Genomic DNA, 18,682 nt, shown 5'->3' with positions numbered 1-18,682 from the left:
GGTAAAGGGGGTGTTTTTATGGATATACGAACGTGCTATTGATATCGTAAAGAAAGCAAAGAAAAATCTGACACCAGACGCTGCATACAGATCAGCCTGTCAGATTTGGCTCGTGAAAAACAACATGCTTTCAATTTCAAAAAATGGTGAAGTGTTACCCTATTCTTCTTAGAAAAATGCTCATAATTAACTGTGTCGCACACCAGTGTCCACTATTTTATAGCAGGATCACGACTGGCACAATTTCCAAATGGTAGCTCATAATCAATAACTTAAAATAAAGGTTGGGATAGAACGAACAGTAGCGCCTTGGTAAGAAATATGATACCTTCGAACAGGATACAGGGAGAAGTGAAGTATCGCTTGCTCCCCATAGCGGACACTAGAAGATTGTAGAAACTCTTTCTTCTGAAGACTGATCGCTAAAATTCGAAATACTCTATCAACGTACTGAAACGTATTCCTCACTCCCATCTCTCACTATAACATTGCCTAAAAGCATTTTAAAAAACGTATAGACACGTTTCGGGAGAACTTCGAATGACGATTAATCGATTGCTGATATTTGGTACCGGATTTATTGCGAACAACTACATTAATCACTGTATTGCCGAGGATCCTTCCCGGCAAATCAAGGTGATTTTTAATAAGCATATGATCTCTAGCGATAGTAGCAAGGTAGAACAAATCTTGATGAACGAAGATTCTGTTCGAGAAATTATCGAATCGTTTCAACCAACCAACATCCTATGCCTTCATGGCAATTCATTTGTTCCGAATTGTTTGAAGATCAGAGATGCAATTGAGGACAATGCTCTGAAAACCATGGACTTTCTTGAAATTGTTCATAACTCCGATGCGAAAGCATTCTTGGAGAAAATCTTAATCATAGGATCTGCGAGTGAGTATGGTAAATATTACAAGGAAGCAATTAGAGAAAACTATCCACTTCATGCAACTTCATTGTATGGCTTAAGTAAAATAAGCCTTTATAATGCTTCGATGTACTATTTTGATCGGGGACTTCCTGTTGTTTACGTTAGACAGTTTAACACCACTGGGGCAGATCAAAGGGATTGTTTTGTTCTTTCTTCGTTCTGCAAGCAGATTGTAGAGATTGAAAAAGGGATTAAAACCCCGGAGATATTAGTTGGTGATTTATCACAAGAGAGGGATTTTATTGACATTAGGGACACTTGCCTCGCCTATTCATTGTTGTTCGAGAAAGGCAAGATCGGCGAGGTGTATAACGTATCCTCAGGCGAATTGATAATGATTAAGGATCTTTTGGATCTGATCATCAGGGTCGCTGACCTGGATGTTGATGTAAATGCTTCGCATCGGGAAGATCTTTGTTCGACGGAAAATGTCTTGAGCCGCCGATTGCATGCGGACATAACCAAGCTCAGAAATCTCGGTTTTAAGACCAAATACCAGTTGAGTGATATTGTTCTATCTTCTCTTAATTACTGGAGAAAAAATGTTTGATAGTGGTAGGATCAATGACATTTTTACCAATTCTGGCGCTGACCGGGCGATTTATATCATCGCCGAGGTTGGCATCAACCATAACGGCTCACTTGATACTGCTCTAAAACTTATCCATGCTGCCAAAAAAGCCGGTGCCGATGCTGTTAAATTTCAGAAGCGCGAATTGAAAGAAATATACTCGCCACTGGTTCTAAAGGACTCCAATAGCGCCGAATGGATTTTCGAATACCTGATACCTTTGCTGAAAGAAGTGGAGTTGAGTAGGGATGACTATGGCAGGATCAGGGAAGAATGTGACCGATTGCAGATAGATCTGATCGTTACACCTTTAGATCACGTATCAGCAAAATTTGTGGCGGAACTAGGTGTTAGCGCCTTCAAGATCGCTTCCGCCGATATGACCAACATCCCTCTGTTGAGAGTGTGCAACTCATATGATCTGCCCATGCTCGTTTCCGTGGGAATGTGGAATGAGACCGATATTAGCAAATGTGTAAAACTCTTTGACAAAGAGGGCTTTCGGTTTGCACTGCTGCTTGCCCAATCCACCTATCCTGCATCATACGAAACCCTGAACCTTGGTTATCTGGAGCGTTTGAAAGAACTTGCGCCGGTGGTTGGATATTCCGGCCATGAGAGGGGAACTTTTATTCCGGTTGCTGCTGCCGCCATGGGTTGTCGAATCATCGAAAAACACATCACATTCGATAAAAATGATAAGGGGCCTGACCACAAAGCTTCAATGCTGCCCGATGAGTGGGAGGAGATGGTGTTTCATCTCCGGATGCTTGAAAAGGCCCTTAGCAAAGGCAAACAGGTCAATCAGGCTGAGAAGCTTTGCAAAGAGGCTTTTGCCAAGTCCGCCGTTCCGGTCTGTGACTTGTTGGCCGGGCACATTCTTACCAAAACTGATATTATATTCAGGTCGCCCGGCAAGGGACTCTTTCCGCATGAGATTGAAAGATACATCGGCAAAACCCTCACTCGGCCGGTAAGGAAGAATCACTATATTAACGCAACAGACTTCGAGGAGATCGTTCCCATATCGGACTGGAAACACTTCTTGTTCAAGAAAATGTGGGGAGTGAAATGCAGATTTCACGACTATGAAAAATTCAGGATACTGAACACTCCTTGCATCGAGTTTCACTGTTCGCAGACCGATCTCGATGTCGATTTTCATACAGAGCGTTCCGACAGCCTGCTTGTTTTGCATGCTCCGGAAATATTTGACCGACAATTGGTGGATTTATGCTCCGATGACTCCAAGAGAGTGGATGATTCCCTTAAAATTTTACAAAGGTCTATAGACAAGACCCTAGAAATCGCGAAATTTTTCCCGGCGCACAAACCAAAACTTGTGATGCATCTAGGTGGTATGTTTCTGGACAACCACAAGATAGGTAACACTTCTCTCCTGACCGAGAAGGCGATCGAAAATTTCTCCCGGCTCAAATATTGTAAGACTGATCTGGATGTCTTGCCAGAAAATCTGCCACCCAGACCTTGGTATCTCGGTGGGGAATGGTTCCAGCATGGATTTATGCTTGAAGACGATATGAGCACTTTTTGTTCACACTTTGGTATCGGAATGGCTTATGACATATGTCATGCGAGTTTGTACTGCAATAAATTCAATGTTGATTTGAACGAGTATACGGCAAAAATTCTTCCTTTTGTCACCCATATCCATATCTCAGACGCCTTAGGAAATAATGGAGAAGGGGTACAGGTTGGGGACGGAACTATTGATTTCGATAAATTGATGGTTTTACTCAAAGCCAATGAATTCTCTTGGGTACCCGAAATATGGAGCGGTCATCTTTATGAAGGTTCCGGAGTTTATAAGGCATTGAACAGACTAGAGAAATATGCTGGGATTTTGTAACAGTAGCCTAATCCAACACTGGAATTATATGACATGAAAAAAGCAATCGCATTCGTTCCAGTCCGTTGCGGAAGTAAAAGCATTAAGTTGAAAAACATAAAGCTGTTCTGCGGCCGGCCCCTAGTGTGGTGGGTCCTGGCTGCCCTGGAAGAATCAAGGACAGTGGGGAAGATTTATGTAGCCACAGATTGCGATGAGATCGCAAATGTTGTTACAAATATGCAATTCTCCAGGGTCGCCATTTATCGGAGATCACTGGAAAATTCACAAGATACATCGAGCACTGAGGACGCCATTTTTGAATTCCTAGCCAACAATCCCCTGCCAGAGGATGTGCCTTTCTATTTGGTCCAAGCAACGTCTCCTTTCACTACGTCTGAACAACTTGATGACGCTTTCGACTTGTTCATAGAGTCGAAAGCTGATTCTTTACTCACCTGCACCCGCATCAAAAAATTCCTCTGGTCAGAAGACGGAATCCCACTGAATTACGACTACCGCTTCCGCCCCCGCCGCCAGGATTTCTCCGGAGTGTTGGTGGAGAACGGTGCCTTCTACATAACGACAGTTGGGGCCGTCTTGAGGGCCAAGAATCGGTTGAGCGGAAAGATCGCAGTATTCGAAATGGATGATGAACGGACATCGTATGAATTAGATGAAGAGATTGATTGGATCATCTGCGAGGCCTTGATGCGTGAGAGACAGAAATGAGCTTGTTGCCATTATATGTTAATGATGGCAAGCCCGCTCTAGAGTTGAGTGGAACGCAGGTAGCTGCGGTCCGGGACTTCAACGAGAAGGTGGACAGCGGCGAGTATCGACTTGTCGCCAATCCCTGCCTTTGTGGGGGCATGGCCGACAACGGGGACTGGTTAATATCTGAAAAAGATCGATACGGTATTCCGATCAGAATTGTTCTTTGCCAGCACTGTGGTCTGGTCCGTAGCGATCCGAACCTAGACCAGCAGTCGACCGCTAAATTCTACGACTCGGAATATCGACGTATCTATTCCGGCCAATCTCACGCCTCTGCCGAGATTTTCGAGGAACAGAAAAAGCGGGGCCTGCTCCTGCTCGATATACTTGGCGGCCATGTCAATTTAGCCATGATTAAGAAAGTGTTCGAGGTCGGCTGTGGGGCTGGCGGCATTCTCTATTCGTTTCGTGAGGCTGGTAAAGAGGTCGGGGGATGTGATTATGGTCAAGAATACCTTCGATATGGTCGGGAGAAGGGCTTGACGCTCTACTGCGGTGATATTGATTCCACAGGTATTGCCAAAGAGTCCCGGGACCTGCTGATCCTTTCCCATGTCTTGGAGCATTTCCCGGCCCCGGCACGGGAGATTAGTAGCCTGCTAGATTACTTGAAGCCGGGAGGATATCTGCTCTTGGAAGTGCCTGGGGTTATGAACATATTCCGTGTGTACTTCCGCCCCATCATGTATTTCCAGAATGCTCATGTGTTCAATTACTACCGAAAAGCACTCTTTTTATTTCTTGAATCCTTGGGCCTCGAAATTATCAATGGCAACGAGCACGCTAGATTCCTTTGCCGTAAACCGATTAATCCCAGACAGATATCTACTAACCCTTCCTGGCGAAAAAAGCTTGGGGGCCAAGCGATGAAGGTTCTATCCAGCTTGATTGTTCTCCGCTATTTCTGGTGGCTGAATCCTTACTGGCTGCTTTCTGTTATGCGAAGAAAGAAATCGGGGCAATGACGATACGTTACCGTTCAAGGAGTGTTGGAATGAGAATGATCCTCGCCCATAATCTGATTGTTGCCTGGCTTGCAAAAATTTTGGGGTTCGCCCTGAGCCTTTACGTGGCAAGGGTTTTGGCTCCATCTGAATACGGGCATTATGTTTTCATAGTTATGGTGATCTCTCTGATCCCAATTGCTCAGTTGGGGGCACTACAGGGTATTGTTGTCGAGTTGCCTAAAAGGTTGCGTTGTTTAACGGGCACCGGCAAAGGACTTTATTCGAGTTACGCGGTTACGTCTCAACTCCTTCAACTTGTGTCTATCTTTGTCCTGTTTTTCCTGAGTGATGAAAGTGTTAGTGCCTTGGGGCTTGTGGCCTTGGGCGTGCATTTGCTACTCTCCAAGGTCCATGAGAACTGCAAGGTCCTTATGGGAGCCCACTTGGAGTTTTACGGGCAAATCAAAATCCGCTGGATTGATGAAATCATTCGCCCGCTTGCACTTGGTGTAAGCTTTTATATGTACCCAGGGATAGATGCTCTTTTTATCGGACATGCCGTGGTCACTGTATCCCTCGTAACCATCATTCAGGTATGCTTTAAAGATGCCATTGCTTGGAAAATAGGCCGTAATTTTTCCGCCGACCTTAAAAAAATCTACAGCGTTGGTTTTTTTATATTTCTGGTCTGGGGGCAAGATCTACTGTTTAGAAGCATAGACCGCTGGTTCATCAAGATCTTTTATACCACCGAAGATCTCGCTATCTACGGTTTCGTTTCGGCCCTTGCGATACACATATGGGGGGTTGGGCTAGCATACCTGGCTCCCTATGCTCAGTTGCTGTATAGTACCGTTGCCAACGAGGAATGGCCAGAAGTTGAAAAGTTGATTCGGAAGGCGAATCGGGAGCTTTACCTTTTGATGGGGGCATTATGTGGTGCGGCCATAATCGTTTATCCGATTGTAACCACCTACATTGTCGGCAGATATGAAAGTTCCTGGCCGATATTCTGCATTCTTGCCATCGCTTCTTTCTGCCTGGCGGCAAATAACATGCAAATCTATTATATGTCGTCTACCCGCCAGCAGTTTTTGATGATCCGTTATCAATTTGGGTTGGTTATTGGGGGGTGCCTGTTTGATCTCATAGCATCCCTGCATGCTGCGCCAATTATTGTCCTAGCAATTTGTACCCTGATTTGCTTGTTGATATATTGTTTTTTTCTGACTAGGTATGTTCGTAGGGATCTTGCCTTACGGATTAGCAATGTGAAAGTGGAAATTCCCGTGTAATGAATATCTTATCTGTTAACATACTCAGGAGATGGATTCCTCCAATTCTATTCGAGTTGATGAACAGTTTCCGGGCTTCATACCTAGGCCATATTTTTGCCGAACAGCTGAAGTCGAACAAGGTCCTGGCTGGTAGGCATAGCGGTGAGAGATGTTTCATCGTTGGGAGTGGGCCGTCCTTAAAAAGCCAAGATATTTCCAGACTCGCCGATGAAAACGTGATTCTGCTGAATAATTTTTTCGTCCACCCCCTTTTCTCGCAGATTGTTGAAGGGGCTGGAACTAAATATTACCTTTCGGCTCCGACACATCCACCCCAGACCCGTCAGGAATGGAAGGATTGGTATCAGGCCATGGCTGCGGTAATGCCTCCTCGGGTGGAAATGTTGTTTGGCCTTGCCCGTTATAAAGATTGCACAGCAAGCATTATAGAAGAACTCGGATTGTTCGATTCGCAAAGGAAATACTGGTACTTGCCAGGTCGACGTTATGATCCCAATTTGTTTAACGGTAACGAAAAATATCTTTCAGCTGATCATGTGATGTTGACCGCTAGGGCGGCGTCCATATATGGTCTGATTTGGGCGGTTTTTTTTGGGTTTTCAGAAATTATCTTATTGGGGATGGATCATAATTATATATTGTTCGAATACGAGTCCGAGATGCGTATGTATGAAAAAGGTGTTCACCAAAACAATGAGTTGGCTAGAACCTTTGGCGATAGTTTCTATACCCAGGAATTTTTGCGACAGTACGAGATATTTTCCGAATACACATTCATTCGGGACCATAGCAGGGCTCGAATATTGAACGCTACGACTGGCGGTTTACTGAGGGTTTTCCCTAGGATCGTACTGGACGACCTGTGGTCTAATGAATATTGAGGAATGGCCCATGCTCGAATGGTTGAATAATCCTCTACTATCATGGTTACTCTGGCTACTAAAACGTATCTATTGGCAGTTCGTTTCGGATGGCAAGGTAAGGCTCTGCTATCTTTCGAGAGCAAAAAAATGCAGATTTGAGGGGCCGAATGTGATTTATCGGGGAACTAATCTCAGTTCGGTGTCACTGGGTGGCTATTCCTATGTGGCCGCAGAAAGCAACATATGCAGTGCTGAAATCGGGCGATTTTGCTCTATTGGACCCAGATGTCAGATCGGTGGAGGTACTCATCCATCTCGGGGTTACATTTCAACTCACCCTGCCTTTTACAGTACTATGAAGCAATCGGGAGTAACTTTTGCAAATGAGAACCATTTTCAGGAAATCCTCCCGGTGGAAATTGGTAATGATGTTTGGATAGGAGGGGGGGTCACCATTGTCGACGGTGTAAAAATCGGCAACGGTGCTATCGTCGCCACCGGTGCCGTTGTAATTAAAGATGTCCCCGCATATCAGGTAGTAGCTGGAGTACCCGCAAGTTTGATCAGAGTGCGTTTCCCGCAAGAAAGGATTCAATTTCTTGAGAAGATGCAATGGTGGAATAACTCGCCGGAATGGCTTAAAGAACACGCGACCTTGTTCAGGGATGATGAAAGCTTCTTTGAAACGCTGAAAAAAGAAAATCATCCTTGATATGTGACGTCCTCGGTAATCCCCAAAAAAATAAACATATTTGTCGTCATTTTTGTAATAAATTTAGTTCGCTATAGATAATTGATCCAATGTGAGTCCAAGTTAATTTTTTTGAAAATGTGGCACATTTTCTTTGCAATAGTTGTAGTTGCAAAGAGTCCACCATTGACTCGTAATTTGGATCACATAAAGAAGCTGGAGTTTCGACAAGTAAGTGCTCGTGGTCAGACACTTTAGTCGCGACAATGGGCTTGCCGCAAGCCAAATATTCAGCAATTTTGCAGGCACCGCAATAATCGTTGAAAGAAGTTTTTGCATAAGGGATTGCGACTAAATCGCAAGAGTTAATTAAATTTGGTATTTTGTTATGAGGTAAGTTACCAAAGTATTGTATCCATGGATATGATATATTGACACCCTTGATTTTTCCTGCAAGCAATAGCCTCAGCTTTGGATGCTTCTTGCGTAGTACCTTTCCGGCTTCGATGAGGAGAGGTCCTCTCGATGCATCTATAGAGCCAAAATAACCAATGTACAATGCATCTAGTGCAAGTCCTAGCTCGGCTCTAGTTTTCATCATATCCATTGGGTGAAAGAGATTTGTGTCAACTCCATTTTGTATTAGAGACGTGTTGGCGTTTAGGAGAATTAATTTTTTTTCTAATGACGTACTAGTGCATAGTAGTAGATTAGCTTTTTTCACTACAGTATGGAATATAAATTTGAAGCCTGGAATTTTGTTTCCGTTAAAGGCAGGATAGTAGTCATAAACGTCAAAAACAAAAGGGATTTTAAATTTTCTAGCTATGAGTAAACCTAGTAGACCTATGTGACTGTCTGCGCTAGCTATTACAATATCGGGAAAAAAATTTTTTGATTTCAAATACACTCGTACTGGTGCTGATAAAATTTTAGATGGAGTTGTTGGGATGGATTGAATGATTAGGTTGTCTTCTGTGAGTTCTTTTTTTACTGAGTTGCGATAATCAAAAGCAAGAACTAAAACATTGATACCTCGATTAGCCAATTGCTTAGGTAAATGATAGAGGCGTCCGAATTTGTCTTTTAGTAAATCTTTATTTGTGTAATATCGTTTGCATATTAATAGAATTCGCATTATATCACCGTCATTTGTAACAAAACTGGAGCGTGTGGGTGTAATTCTAGAAACAAAATGCAGTCTGAGTTAAAAAAAGAATACATGGTTATCGTCAATATGAAATATGTACATTTATTTCCGAAAGATCACTTCTGCTAGCATGATTTTCTAATTTATTAGTTGTTGAGTATTTATCACTATTTACTTTCCAGACCAAAAAAAAATCTGAGTCAATGTTTATAGGTTCGAAATATGATGAGAAAATGCAATTTTTATATGTGCTAAGCTGGTACAACATAGAGCCTGCCAAGTTACCATCTACTAAAATGAGTTCTTTTTTTCTCATATCGAGCACTACTTCGTATTCACCAATGTTTGAAAATTTTTCGTCAGTATTTATAATATTTTGAATTTGAGTAGAAAAATTTATTTTGTCTGTGGCTGAATTAAAATCAACGTGTTGATGATCAAATATATAAACATTAGCAGATGATAAATTTGTTATTTTTTTTATTGGAGTGATATCGTCAAGGATGTTATCAATACGAATAAAGCCATTTTGGACATCTAGGTAAAGTCCTCTTTTTGTGGGAGTATTGTCCCTAGTAAATTGAACATCTTTTGTTTTGATCATAGGTAGAGTTTTATCGCCACTTTGGTCAATAGTATTCCAACTACCAAGCCAATAAATCCATCTGAACGTTTTTAAGATTCTTGAATCAAGAAAGAGATAAATTGGCGGAGAATCATCAGGGTAATAGAATCTGATATCCTTTAAAAGATCAAAATATTCTGAATGAGGGAGCAATTGTAAAGTGGATAGATATTGCTTACCATAATCTGGACCTTTTTGTAGGATGTGTTTGAGTTCCTCCATCGCTTTTTGAAAGCTAAGCCCTGAGGCCTTTACAAATTGATTTATCCCATGAACACCTCTTGCTGCATAGAAACTCATAAAGTTTGCGGCCAACCTGTGATCATTTGTGGCAAGAGGGAAAGCAGTAAAATAGGATCTTGCACCACCATGGATCATTCCATCTGATAAAGTTGCACGATTGCTCCAATAAACAAGAGGGTGTCCTTCATCCCACCAACTCCAGATAACAGCATCGTCAGGAGTCAGATCAGCAATTTTTTGCATTCCATTAATTATCTGTGCATTAAAAATATTTTTAGGAGGTGGGCTAGTTTTTATGGAAGACCAACAGAATAATATGATACTAGGTATGAGTATCATGTAAGAAATATACTTAACTTTTATTATATGATGAACTTGTTGGAAAAAATATCCAAAACCTAATGCTAATATAGGTGTCAAAAAAATTGTAAATCTCTTTGCAAAAAAGAAACTTAAACACCCTATAATAAAGAGCGGAATGAGATATAAAGATTTATGTGTTTGTTTAAAAAAAAGCAATATTGCCCCTATAATAGCTAACGTGAGACACAGATAACTAGGGCTTATAATTAGAAGTGTTTTTAAAAATGAGTTGTTTTGTTGTTCTTGGATTGAACTGCCAATATTGGGAAACAGTGTACCTTCTTTACCAGAGATATATGTTAGTTGGTCAACTCCCACTTTCAAGGTGTCAATAGCTTTGTCAAGTCCCCAAAAAGCCACCAAAAAAATTATCAAGATTAAAAAAGTGCCAAGAAGACATAAATACTCATGTTTCCCAGGACGATAATGGAAAATAAAAGTTAAGGCTAAAGGTGACAAACATAAAACAGAAACGGCGGCTGGGCTTGTATCCCACCACCAGTAGAAAAGTGTAATTGTGAATAAAAAAAAGAGTAGATAAAGATAGTTAAATCGATCTTTGTGTAGTCCAAAACACATTGAAAGGTAAGCTGCCATCAAAGGGAAAAACACATTCAAGCAATCAGTGTCGAGCCATCCAAGACGAGTCCTGTACATATAGTATGGTGAAAACAGCACAAAACTTATAGATCCGATAGCAGTAAGATAGCCACCCAATTTATTTGAAAACAGTAGAACCGGAAGAAATATGCACAATCCGAACATAACTGGTAACCAGATCCCAATCCAGTTAAGCGATGTATCGAATATTGATGAGAATAAAGAAATTGTTACTGATAACAATGAAGGAATAGAATTTCTTTTCGAGTGTTCGGGATATGCTCTTTTAACGTCAATTGGTGAATATGTATCATTCTTGATTTCTTTTGCTAATTGTAAATAATAGTACCCGTCGACGTTAGCCAACACCGGCTCATCATTTGAGAAAAATATTTCTTTCTCAGTATTCCAGTATGAGATTGGTTCAATACGTATGAGAAAGGCTACACATAAGATAACTGAAAGAGCGATGACAGGGGCAATATTGGTAGATCGAATGAGACTATTTTTTATATTTATCACCTGTTACCTTCCATAGTTGGTAGTTTTGGGTACTTTCGGAAACCAACTCAAAATATGATCCTTTTGTATTTTGGGGAGAAAAAAACATATCTTGAATAACCATTTCGACAAGATTCCTGTCCTGTAGAAGTAGAGTTTTTTGCTTTGGAAAGACAGAAAGGTAATATTCTCCTTGTGATGCATTGAGGTGAGGTACTTTACTTGGAGTAATATTCCCCGCAAGCTGTGGGGTCATTGTTCTTGTATTATTGCCTTTCACATAAGAGAATTCTTCTTTTTTTGATGTGAGAATTTGAATTCCGTGGAGAAGGACATCTTTTGTGAAGAGATTTGAAAAACTAAATGATCCCTGCGTATAATTAATTTTTATCTCAGGAAAATCTAATGCTCCGGTTGAGGAAACAGGAACTTTTGAGAAAACAAAAGTAGGTAAAGTTTTGGTACCAGATCTCTCTGAAGTTTTCCATGTTCCATAGTGGTAAAGAGATCGTTGAAAATTTGATTTAAAATATCGGTTTTCAAGAAAAAGATAGACTGGTGGCCCATCCTGGGGAAATAGAAAATTTAACCACCAGTGAAGGGGATATTCGCTTGAAAGTATTTTTGAATAGTTCTTTAAAATGATTCTCCGTGATTTTTCAGGACCTAGAGTAAAGATAGTTTGCAGAAATACTATTGATTCGTCGAATCCCAGGCTGGCAATGTTAGAGAATTTTTGGAAACCTCTGATACCGCGATTAGCCATGAAAATAATATAGTTGGCTGCTAGTTTGTTTTCTTTTGCTGCAAAAGGGAAAGCCAAAAGAACAGTCCTAAGTGGGGCATGATATGCTCCGTCTGCGAGTGTAGCTCGTTCTCCATAGTATATTGCCGGGTGTCCTATATCCCACCAGCTATAGATTACAGAATTTTCTGGGGTGACATGACTTATAATTTTTAATCCTTTAATTACCTCACCTGAAAATACCGGCTTGTGAAAGTTTGGTGATTTTAAAGTCAATGTTGAGCAAACAACCAATAAAATTATTACACTCACGATGTAAGTCTTTTTCCATGGGACTTGAATTTCAATACAATTCAATACTGATGCAAGTCCTATAGAATAAACTGGTACAAGAAAAATGGTGAATCTCACGGCTAATATGGAAAGGGCACCAACTACCGATATTGGAAGAAGATATGTAAAAATAAGAGGACGCTTGAATGCAATAATAATTAGACCAATAAAAGAAAAATAAGGCAGAAAATATAATTTTGAAAGATTCTTTAGTGTGATATTTAAAGGATAAGATTGTTGTTCAAGGTTTGTCAGTGATGTTTGAGGGAATTGTGTCTCCTTGTTGGTTCCTTGTGTAATATATGAAAATTTACCTGTTAGATCCTTGGTTAGTGATATTATATAATCAGAAAAGAAAAATAAGCACATTATTGACATTAGGAATAATATCAATAATGTAAAATATTTAATTTTTATCGAGCAATATCGCAGTTTGGTGATAATGGATATAAACATAGGTGGGAGGGTAAATGCCCAGACTACAGATGGAGCCATATCCCACCACCAGTAAAAAAGAATAATGTGAAAAATACCTAAGGACAACCATTTAACATCTGTGCTGAAGATGTTTGGTTTACTGAAACTGTAAAAGCAGTAACTGATCATTAAAGGAAAATATAGATTTAAACAGTCGGTGTCGAGCAACCCCAGTGAGGTTTTAATCACAAATATTGGGGCAGTTAGACAGAAAAATAGTGCTACTACGCTGTTTAAAGAACTGCATATCAACCGACAAAAGAGAAAAACAGGAATCGTAAGGAAAAAACTAAAAAACACAGGGAGGAATACGCCGCACCATTCAAGACTTAATGGTGTTAAATACACTAAAGTTGCAAGTAATACCGATAACAGTGGTGGTATGGCAGGCCTAGCTACTCCTGATGGAAAAATCCGTTTTGAATCGTGTGTTGAATAAGTGCTGGATGCTATTTCTTTTGCAGTCTGGAGGTAATAGTATCCATCTGGGTTTAAAAGAATGGGTCCGGAGGCGGATCGGATGATCGAGTTATTGTTGTTTGGTATGGCTATTGAACTGATTCGAAGTGTAAATGCTACAAGTATTGTTGAAACAAGAAGTATTGAGATGAGAAGCTGAGCCCTTTTGAGTTTCACTTTTTGGGGTCTCCTAGCTTCTGCTGTGTCTCTGTTTAAGGGGATGTCGATGGAGGACTTTTTACAACCGTATAAGTTTATACGTCGTGAATGGAGATTTATTCGAAAGTAAACGATGCATTTTTACCAGCATGATCGCCAACCCCTGTAACAGTTACAGCAGCATTTTCATTTATCGTGGCGGAGTTTGTCACTTCGACATTGTAGTGGAAGGAAGTTTTTTGCGCTGATGGCGATCTTGGAACAAAGTCTGGAAAAGTTGGTGAAATTGTGTCTGTAGTAATTGATCCTGAGCCGTTCTCCTCATATGTGTAGTTACCGTCTGATGGAAAGGATCCATTTTCCGCTCTATATGTTTCCAAAAGAATTGAGAACTGTTCAAGGCTGTTATTCGCAGCTTTTTGCTTGGTGTTAGAAATATAGTTGTTGTATTGTGGGATTGCGATTGCAGCGATAATGCCCAGTATCGCTACCACAATTAAAATTTCAACCAATGTAAAGCCTTTTGAACATTTTTTTTTGTACATTAATTCGCTAATTTTGAAGGTTAATTACAGGGCAGTAGCTAGTATCTAGCTACTGCCCTGTTTTAATGTTTACAATTACTCAACTTCTGCATTATACGATACTGTCTGTGGAGTAGCAGCAGTTGCGTTTCCACCTTCGATGCCTGTGATTCTGACTATGTCAGTAAGAGTTGTGTCGCCACCATTACTTGTTGTGTTGAGGTCGAAGTCAGCCGTGCCGCTCTGAAGAGCACCAGTAGAATCATAAAGTGCTAAGCCAATTTGACAGTTGCCTTGAGTTAATATCCCAACTCCAGACCCAAAACCGTCGTTAGTTGGATTAAACGGGTCTTTTTTGCCACCGCCGTTAAGTTGCTCTATGATTCCAGTGACCCTGGTTCCATCGTCTTTTTTCAATTCTGCAGCTGCAAAAGAACTTGCAATGTTAAAGTTTTCTGCGCAAGTCTTTATTTTACTCTGTTCAATATATTTCAAATACTGGGGAATAGCAATCGCTGCAAGGATACCAATGATCGCCACAACGATCATTAATTCCACAAGGGTAAAACCTTTTTGATGATTTTGATTTTTTTTCATTTTTATCTCCTTTTCTTGGGTTGGTGTAGAATTGATAAATACAACTGTCGATTTTAATTATGCACATATCATGCCTAATCTTTCTTAATCTTGTTTGCAATAATAAAATGTTTTATATCATAAGGTTAAGTTTTACAAAGACGATATAGGAAAATAGTCATGAGGTCAATACGCTTTTAATTGTGACAAAACTGGGCATCTTGTGACAAAAAATGTCAATGCTTGTGTTGCAACAATAAGTTCGTTAATAAACAAATAGTTGTTTACATTACTGTGTGGTCTATGAGACTGTCCAATCCTTACTATGCACTGCCACTGCTATTTGAAGGTTGGCCGATTTACCCGCCCTTTTTTCTGTTTCGGAAGAGGGAACGAGACAGCAAGTAGATGTCTGGTCAACGGAGATCTCCATTCGTATAACTGAGAAACTGATATGTGCCTTTTTCTTGTAAGATGCGATGATTGGTTCTCTGATGTCTGAGAAAAAACAGTTGTAGCGAATTATAAACAGGGTCTAACACCCTTTAGGAAAATGTCTGAAATTACACTGAAATTATATGTTGTAACAACTCTTTTTGTGTTGTTTGTATTCGCTCTTTTTTTGCAGAGTATGGTGCTTTTGGTATTCGATATAAGATACGATTTGAAACAAGAGGTTTCGTTTGTCAAAAAATATGTGTCGACATTTCAGGTTGAGGGAAAATGTGTTCCCGGAAAAGATATGGAAATTCAATCATGTATCGATGATTTAGATGTTTTGGAAAAGTTTTTGTATATAGAATATGTCTCCAAAGGTGAGTTTTTACATGGATCATCAAAGTGCAACTTCATGGAAGAACTCAACAATATTGTTGTTGAGTCTGAACAGGGAAATATACAAAAAATTAGTTTTGCAGGTGTGATATGGAATATTTTTCCATCAAAAATGGAGGCTCTGATAGGTGCATTGCCAGTTAAAAACGGTAAAGGTATAGTAATTGGCACCCTGGCCTTTGAATATTCGCTATTGCCTGTTTATGAAAAATATTCCAGGCAGATCTCCTTTGCCTTGTTATATCTCCTTGTAAATACAATTTTACTGACAGTAATCGGCTATTTCCGAATGGATAAATATCTCTTGAGGCCTCTAGATCGACTCCTTAGTCTATCTGGGAAGTTTAGAGATGATCATTTTGATGAATTCTCAAGAAAGTTGAATGGTGGACCGTTCTGGCGTTTGAGTTCGACATTGGAGAACATGTTTCGTAAAATTGAGAGCGATAATCAAAAACTTAAAAGTACCGTCACAAAACTTGAGGAGGCAAACAAGGAACTTGAGCGAAGCAAAAGAATTATAACGCACTCGGAAAAACTTGCCTCAGTCGGCAGACTATCTGCGGGATTGGCCCATGAAATCGGCAATCCCATAGGAATAGTACAGGGATATCTGTCTCTGCTTGGGAGAAATGATCTGGAGTTAAAAGAAAGGAAGGAGTACAGCCTTAAAGCTCAGAGTGAAATCGAAAGGGTACACCGATTGATTGGGCATCTGCTCGGTTATTCCCGCTTGGAAATAGGCGAGGTGCAGCGCTTTGATATACACGATCTGATAGAGGATGCAATAGAGGTTGTTACGATGGAGCGAACCGTATCTTCGACTATCATTGCAACTTTTTTGAGAGCAGAGCAGAGCATGGTAACTTTGGAAAAGGAACCTTTGCGGCAGGTCCTTGTGAACTGTGTTCTCAATGGCATTGATGCGCTTCAGGGATTTAGTGATGAAAAATCCATTATAATAGAGACATTCAATAAGGTGTTAACTGGCAATATACGTTCTGTTATAATTCTTATTAAGGATAAAGGAAAAGGTATTGATGAAGACAGTGTCCAGCATCTGTTTGATCCTTTCTATACGACCAAGGATATTGGTGAGGGTGTGGGGTTGGGGCTCTATGTGTCCCATGAGATCATGAACAGGTTGGGAGGGACCATTACCATCGCCAACCGGAAAGATGGAAAGGGGGCAGTGGTGGAGTTGGTTGTTCCTATAACGAGAAATATGAACACAAGTAAATACATTAAATAAATGAAGCAATCAGGAGAAAATACGTCCAGCCTGTGCAAGATCCTTGTCGTGGACGATGAGGTTAACATGGTTCACATGTTGACGGCTGCGCTTTCTAAAGAGGGGTATTTTGTCGCTTCAGCGAATAATGGACTTGATGGATTGGATTATTTACGACGACAACCGTGCCACATGGTGTTGTGTGACCTTAGAATGCCGGTGATGGACGGAGTTGAATTTCTTCAAAAAGCTGTTGAAATCGATCCGGATGTTACCGTTATAATGATGTCTGCCTACGGTACGGTGAATAGCGCGGTAAAAGCGATGAAGATAGGAGCCTATGATTTTATAACCAAACCTTTTCGGCTTGAAGAGGTGGTGCGTGTTCTGGAAAAGGCAAAAGAGATAAGGCGCATCCGTGAAGAAAACCTGTCGCACAGGGATAAGGTTACAAGGCTGGAATCGCGACGATCTTTCAAGGATATCGTTGGGGAGAGTCCGGAAATTAAAAAAGTCGTAGAGCTGGCAGGCAAGGTAGCTTTGCATGATACGTCAGTGCTTATTACGGGAGAAAGTGGAACCGGTAAGGAGTTGATAGCCCAGGGGATTCATTCTCTCAGTAACCGTAGAGAAAAAAAGATGATCACCGTAAATTGTGGATCAATTCCTGAAAACCTCATTGAAAGCGAATTTTTCGGCTATGTCAAAGGCGCGTTTACCGGTGCAGAAAGTGATAGGGAAGGTTTGTTCAAGGCTGCAGACGGTGGCACAATTTTCTTAGATGAGATAAGTGAGCTGCCGATTGACCTGCAGGTCAAACTGCTCAGGGTTCTACAGGAAAAAGAAGTCAGGCCTCTAGGCTCCACGCGAAACATTGCAACAGACGCCAGGGTTCTTGCCGCAACCTCGAAAAATCTGGCAGAGGAAGTAAAGCTTGGCAAGTTTCGTCAGGACCTGCTGTTCAGGCTTAACGTGGTAGAGCTGAAGCTGCCTCCGCTCAGGGAGCGAAGGGAAGATATTACTCTTCTGGTTCATCATTTCCTGGACAAAATAAGCCGGAAAATTGGCCACATACTCACTTCTGTTTCCTCCGAGGCTTTAAAACATTTCGAGAGTTATTCATGGCCGGGAAATATACGGGAGCTTGAAAACGCCATTGAGAGGGCGGCTGTTTTTTCAGATGGACAGGTGTTGACCACCGAATGCCTGCCGCAAAAGATAGTACAGGGTTCCTTCACTAAGGAGGAAAACTCATTGGCTGGAGTATTCTCCTTGAAAGAGGGAAAGAGAATACTGGAAAGAGAGCTTATCGCCAGGGCGCTGGTCGCTGAACAGGGCAATAAATCCAAGGCAGCTCAGCGACTTGAAATCAGTTATCCCTCGTTGTTGCAGAAAATTAAGGAATACGATTTGTAATGCTCTTTTGCGCTGCATTCAAATTTTTTGGACGTTCGTAAATAACAAGAAAACAGAGCAATCCTGAAAATACCAGAACGTGAATAGCCAGGAGGATCAATGTTTCGTCTATTGCTATCATTCCCCATTTCTTGGCAAGAGATATCCTGGTGTTATTCATTTTATTAGTATAATACGCAATCTCATCTTCATTTGACGGGATAATTGCTTTTGCTTTTCCGTCTTCTGATTTGTATGACAAAGCCACTCCATGGGTTGCAAAAAGAGTTTTTGCAACCTTTATCTTGGACGCCTCGTTTTTTTCAGACGTCAATACTTGTGCAAGCTTCCGGTCAAGAATTTGATTTTTGTATGGTTCCAGGCTGGCAACGTAGGCATAGGTCCGGTAGGCATGAAACGAAAGAAAAGCGATGTTGAATATAAACAGAACTGCAAACACAGAGGCATAGATTCTATTTTTCTTAGTTGTCAGTTCCCACAAACAGACCGGCATAAATATTGAGAGAGCAATA

The 18,682-nt window shown here is 40.9% G+C and carries 15 protein-coding genes; 9 read left to right on the top strand and 6 right to left on the bottom strand.

All coding sequences use genetic code 11. From position 1 onward, the window contains the following. Positions 1 to 540: 540 nt before the first annotated feature. The 7 genes from BLQ17_RS10320 to BLQ17_RS10290 are packed head-to-tail and all read left to right on the top strand — an operon-like array spanning position 541 to position 7,955. Positions 541 to 1,488, top strand: coding sequence for a GDP-mannose 4,6-dehydratase (locus BLQ17_RS10320; RefSeq protein WP_092222519.1), 948 nt, complete (start codon positions 541 to 543; stop codon positions 1,486 to 1,488). Next, positions 1,481 to 3,379: an N-acetylneuraminate synthase family protein gene (locus BLQ17_RS10315; protein WP_092222517.1), complete on the top strand. Its 1,899-nt coding sequence runs from the start codon at positions 1,481 to 1,483 to the stop codon at positions 3,377 to 3,379. The genes BLQ17_RS10320 and BLQ17_RS10315 overlap by 8 nt, the downstream gene beginning before the upstream one ends. Positions 3,380 to 3,412: 33 nt before the next feature. Continuing rightward, complete coding sequence (locus BLQ17_RS10310) at positions 3,413 to 4,090, top strand: acylneuraminate cytidylyltransferase family protein (protein WP_092222515.1); 678 nt, start codon at positions 3,413 to 3,415, stop codon at positions 4,088 to 4,090. Beyond that, positions 4,087 to 5,100 carry a class I SAM-dependent methyltransferase gene (locus BLQ17_RS10305; protein ID WP_092222513.1) on the top strand — a complete coding sequence of 338 codons (1,014 nt, stop codon included), beginning with the start codon at positions 4,087 to 4,089 and terminating at the stop codon, positions 5,098 to 5,100. The genes BLQ17_RS10310 and BLQ17_RS10305 overlap by 4 nt, the downstream gene beginning before the upstream one ends. 29 nt (positions 5,101 to 5,129) lie before the next feature. Next, complete coding sequence (locus BLQ17_RS10300) at positions 5,130 to 6,377, top strand: lipopolysaccharide biosynthesis protein (RefSeq protein WP_092222511.1); 1,248 nt, start codon at positions 5,130 to 5,132, stop codon at positions 6,375 to 6,377. Further along, positions 6,377 to 7,261, top strand: coding sequence for a hypothetical protein (locus tag BLQ17_RS10295; RefSeq protein ID WP_143005481.1), 885 nt, complete (start codon positions 6,377 to 6,379; stop codon positions 7,259 to 7,261). Before BLQ17_RS10300 ends, BLQ17_RS10295 begins: the two co-directional genes overlap by 1 nt. Beyond that, positions 7,251 to 7,955, top strand: a complete 705-nt coding sequence (locus BLQ17_RS10290) for a CatB-related O-acetyltransferase (RefSeq protein WP_218121755.1) — start codon at positions 7,251 to 7,253, stop codon at positions 7,953 to 7,955. Before BLQ17_RS10295 ends, BLQ17_RS10290 begins: the two co-directional genes overlap by 11 nt. Before the next feature lie 46 nt (positions 7,956 to 8,001). On the opposite strand, the gene BLQ17_RS10285 is transcribed toward BLQ17_RS10290, so the two are convergent. The 5 genes from BLQ17_RS10285 to BLQ17_RS23410 form a co-directional block, all read right to left on the bottom strand. Then, positions 8,002 to 9,072, bottom strand: coding sequence for a glycosyltransferase (locus BLQ17_RS10285; RefSeq protein WP_092222505.1), 1,071 nt, complete (start codon positions 9,070 to 9,072; stop codon positions 8,002 to 8,004). Between the two features lie 94 nt (positions 9,073 to 9,166). Beyond that, a complete protein-coding gene (locus BLQ17_RS10280; RefSeq protein ID WP_092222503.1) occupies positions 9,167 to 11,437 on the bottom strand; it encodes an STT3 domain-containing protein in 2,271 nt (756 codons plus the stop codon). Continuing rightward, positions 11,418 to 13,607, bottom strand: a complete 2,190-nt coding sequence (locus BLQ17_RS10275; protein ID WP_176761173.1) for an STT3 domain-containing protein — start codon at positions 13,605 to 13,607, stop codon at positions 11,418 to 11,420. The genes BLQ17_RS10280 and BLQ17_RS10275 overlap by 20 nt, the downstream gene beginning before the upstream one ends. A gap of 98 nt (positions 13,608 to 13,705) precedes the next feature. Then, a complete protein-coding gene (locus BLQ17_RS23415) occupies positions 13,706 to 14,134 on the bottom strand; it encodes a type IV pilin protein (protein WP_092222499.1) in 429 nt (142 codons plus the stop codon). Positions 14,135 to 14,209: 75 nt separating this feature from the next. Continuing rightward, positions 14,210 to 14,710: a prepilin-type N-terminal cleavage/methylation domain-containing protein gene (locus BLQ17_RS23410; RefSeq protein ID WP_281180523.1), complete on the bottom strand. Its 501-nt coding sequence runs from the start codon at positions 14,708 to 14,710 to the stop codon at positions 14,210 to 14,212. Between the two features lie 532 nt (positions 14,711 to 15,242). On the opposite strand from BLQ17_RS23410, the gene BLQ17_RS10260 reads away from it, so the two are divergent. Continuing rightward, positions 15,243 to 16,775, top strand: a complete 1,533-nt coding sequence (locus tag BLQ17_RS10260; RefSeq protein WP_092222497.1) for a sensor histidine kinase — start codon at positions 15,243 to 15,245, stop codon at positions 16,773 to 16,775. After that, positions 16,776 to 18,170: a sigma-54-dependent transcriptional regulator gene (locus BLQ17_RS10255; protein WP_092222495.1), complete on the top strand. Its 1,395-nt coding sequence runs from the start codon at positions 16,776 to 16,778 to the stop codon at positions 18,168 to 18,170. Here BLQ17_RS10255 and BLQ17_RS10250 read toward each other — a convergent pair. Continuing rightward, on the bottom strand, positions 18,151 to 18,651 hold the full coding sequence (locus BLQ17_RS10250) for a hypothetical protein (protein ID WP_143005479.1): 501 nt from the start codon (positions 18,649 to 18,651) through the stop codon (positions 18,151 to 18,153). The two genes, BLQ17_RS10255 and BLQ17_RS10250, sit on opposite strands and share 20 nt — an antisense overlap. Positions 18,652 to 18,682 lie beyond the last annotated feature (31 nt).

Origin of the sequence: Desulforhopalus singaporensis (genome assembly GCF_900104445.1) — a bacterium.
In the GTDB taxonomy this organism is placed as follows: domain Bacteria; phylum Desulfobacterota; class Desulfobulbia; order Desulfobulbales; family Desulfocapsaceae; genus Desulforhopalus_A; species Desulforhopalus_A singaporensis.
This window is presented reverse-complemented; position numbering and strand designations above follow the sequence as displayed.

Coding starts and splice junctions, on each gene's coding strand:
- BLQ17_RS10290 (WP_218121755.1), top strand. CDS start 7,251: ATGAATATTGAGGAATGGCCCATGCTCGAATGGTTGAATAATCCTCTA.
- BLQ17_RS10310 (WP_092222515.1), top strand. CDS start 3,413: ATGAAAAAAGCAATCGCATTCGTTCCAGTCCGTTGCGGAAGTAAAAGC.
- BLQ17_RS10255 (WP_092222495.1), top strand. CDS start 16,776: ATGAAGCAATCAGGAGAAAATACGTCCAGCCTGTGCAAGATCCTTGTC.
- BLQ17_RS10320 (WP_092222519.1), top strand. CDS start 541: ATGACGATTAATCGATTGCTGATATTTGGTACCGGATTTATTGCGAAC.
- BLQ17_RS10285 (WP_092222505.1), bottom strand. CDS start 9,072: ATGCGAATTCTATTAATATGCAAACGATATTACACAAATAAAGATTTA.
- BLQ17_RS10260 (WP_092222497.1), top strand. CDS start 15,243: ATGTCTGAAATTACACTGAAATTATATGTTGTAACAACTCTTTTTGTG.
- BLQ17_RS10305 (WP_092222513.1), top strand. CDS start 4,087: ATGAGCTTGTTGCCATTATATGTTAATGATGGCAAGCCCGCTCTAGAG.
- BLQ17_RS23410 (WP_281180523.1), bottom strand. CDS start 14,710: ATGAAAAAAAATCAAAATCATCAAAAAGGTTTTACCCTTGTGGAATTA.
- BLQ17_RS10300 (WP_092222511.1), top strand. CDS start 5,130: ATGAGAATGATCCTCGCCCATAATCTGATTGTTGCCTGGCTTGCAAAA.
- BLQ17_RS10315 (WP_092222517.1), top strand. CDS start 1,481: ATGTTTGATAGTGGTAGGATCAATGACATTTTTACCAATTCTGGCGCT.
- BLQ17_RS23415 (WP_092222499.1), bottom strand. CDS start 14,134: ATGTACAAAAAAAAATGTTCAAAAGGCTTTACATTGGTTGAAATTTTA.
- BLQ17_RS10295 (WP_143005481.1), top strand. CDS start 6,377: ATGAATATCTTATCTGTTAACATACTCAGGAGATGGATTCCTCCAATT.